This is a genomic window from Cellvibrio mixtus subsp. mixtus J3-8 (genome assembly GCF_000766945.1).
GTDB classification, from domain to species: domain Bacteria; phylum Pseudomonadota; class Gammaproteobacteria; order Pseudomonadales; family Cellvibrionaceae; genus Cellvibrio; species Cellvibrio mixtus_A.
The window spans coordinates 234,570-236,883 of record NZ_KN266213.1 but is presented as its reverse complement, the minus strand read 5'-3'; the positions used below and the strand labels follow the sequence as shown (position 1 = coordinate 236,883).

The 2,314-nt window shown below is 41.3% G+C and carries 1 protein-coding gene; it reads left to right on the top strand.

Annotated features, from left to right (window positions below; genetic code table 11):
* Window positions 1-1,411: 1,411 nt before the first annotated feature.
* A partial coding sequence (locus A596_RS22790) for a cellulose binding domain-containing protein (protein WP_039917863.1) occupies window positions 1,412-2,314 on the top strand: 903 nt, incomplete at its 3' end.

Sequence of the window (2,314 nt, the reverse complement as noted above, 5' to 3'; positions counted from 1 at the left end):
CTTTTTTGTTGTTGTGGGTCAGGTTGTTCATGCTGTTGTTGTGGTATTTATCAATAATGATTGCGCTAACATATTGATGCAAATTTTAACGCCTAGTAAGTTACTTTTATTTTATTGGTGAAAATTACGTTACTGATGCTAATAAAAACTTAATCGCGTTGAAAAAGGTGTCTTCAATAAGTTATTTATTTATAAACGAATTTTTATTATTTTCTTTTTGATTTTCTATTGCGTGCTGTTTTCAATACTGAATGTTCTTTAAAAGACTTATTTGTCTATCCTTGCTTGAACAACTTCTGGATTGAGTTTTATGGTTATCTTTATCGATGCACAGTAACTAAAAATGACAGCGCGATCAATTTATGAAATGTAAAGTTTATTGGTGTTTTGAAGAGTAATAGGGAGATTTTGAGAAGAGTTTTGCAGATTGTTGATAGTAATGAAGATTTTAATCCATAGGTAAAATCTGATTTTTAGCCATGGCAGTGCCTGCTGTAATGCCTGCTTGAGGCGCGGTGGTGATCCAAATTAGCGATCTCATTTTGTTTGAAACTGCCGAGCTCATGCATGATTGTGAATAGATCAAAGGTTTATTTATAGGGTAATTTTTTATAATATAAATATCTTAATAGGAATTAATCCAACTATTTTTATATAAAGACTTGCCATTTGCAGATATTTACACTACTTTGACCCACAAATTGACAGCGCTGTTTTATGTTCAGTGTTGCTAGTTTTTTATATAAGAAATGACGGTAAATTCAAATAATTATAAAAGCCGGTTTATTACAAAAGCTGTCAATTTTTCAGGCTTTACTTTCTGTTTTTTGTTAACCCCATTTTCTGTTTTTCAGTAAATAAATCTTACAACAGGCTTCGCTGGCGCCACCTCCGGTTTTTACTTTAAAACCTTGTGGAAACTAAATAGTAGTTAGAAATGATAGCGCTATCTTAATATTTGTTTTTTTCATGTGCACAAGTGTTCATTGAGACGTTTTTCGCAGAATTTGAAATTAAATCGATAGGATAATATGAGGCATTGCATCGTACAGTTATCTATGACGATGTTAGTAATCCCTCTATTTTTTCCATAAATTTCCGAGTTTTTGTTGGTGCAGAAATATTACAGCCAACAATATTTAAGTCTGGCATCACAAGTTTTACTTGCTTGCCCTGATAATCACCTGAATATGTCTGTCCATTTAATAACAATAAATTTTTAGCTCAAATTAAGATAGCGCAACCAAACCTTATCGTTGTACCTCCCAGATGGACCGCCTGGCTGCGGCAGTTACGCGGCGCCTTGCAGGATGTAAGGATGAACCAGTGCCGGGTCGATTGTTTTTTGACCGGGTGCAGAATAATAACGAGAGCGAATAGCTCTTCCTCACTGGAATCCAGGAGAACTTTAATGATGACTCCAATAAGAAAAGCCGGCGGTTTGGCAACATTGCTAAGCCTTAGCCTGGCGATTGCTAGTCAAAGTGCTAGCGCTGCGTGTACATATAAAATCAGCAATGAATGGAATACCGGCCTTACCGGTGAAATTATTGTGACCAACAGTGGTTCTTCTGCTTTGAGCGGATGGACTATCGGTTGGCAATACAACACCAATCGTATTAGTAGTTCATGGAATGCGACCGTGAGTGGTAGCAACCCTTACACTGCCTCAAACTTGAGCTGGAATGGCACCTTGCAACCAGGCCAAAGCGCGACTTTCGGCTTCCAGGTTGACAAGCGTGGTGGCACAGGCGAAGTCCCAACAATAACTGGCAGCATTTGCTCTGGCACTACACCACCTGCAAGCAGTTCTTCTGTATCAAGCGCTCCTCCGCTGACTACGAGCAGTTCACGTTCAAGCAGCAGCACTCCGATTGTTTCCGGTGAGCAATGTAACTGGTACGGCACTTTGTATTCATTGTGCGCAAACACCCAAAGCGGTTGGGGTTACGAGAACAACAAGAGCTGTATTTCCCGTTCAACTTGTGCTGCGCAACCTGCGCCCTTTGGCATTGTGGGAGCCAACAGCTCAACGCCATCCAGCAGTTCAACGCCAGCAACTTCCAGCTCGCGTCCAAGCAGTTCAAGTGTTCCAGCAACCTCAAGCTCACGCCCAAGTAGCTCTAGTGTTCCGGCAACTTCAAGCAGCGTAATCTCTACCTCAACATCGCGCAGCTCCAGCAGTGTTGCGGTCACTACCTCAAGCAGTGTGGTGTCGACTTCTACCTCGCGCAGCTCAAGCAGCATAGCGACCACTTCATCCCGCTCCAGCTCCAGCACCCCGGTAATTCCTGGCGAGCGTCTGGATAACCCG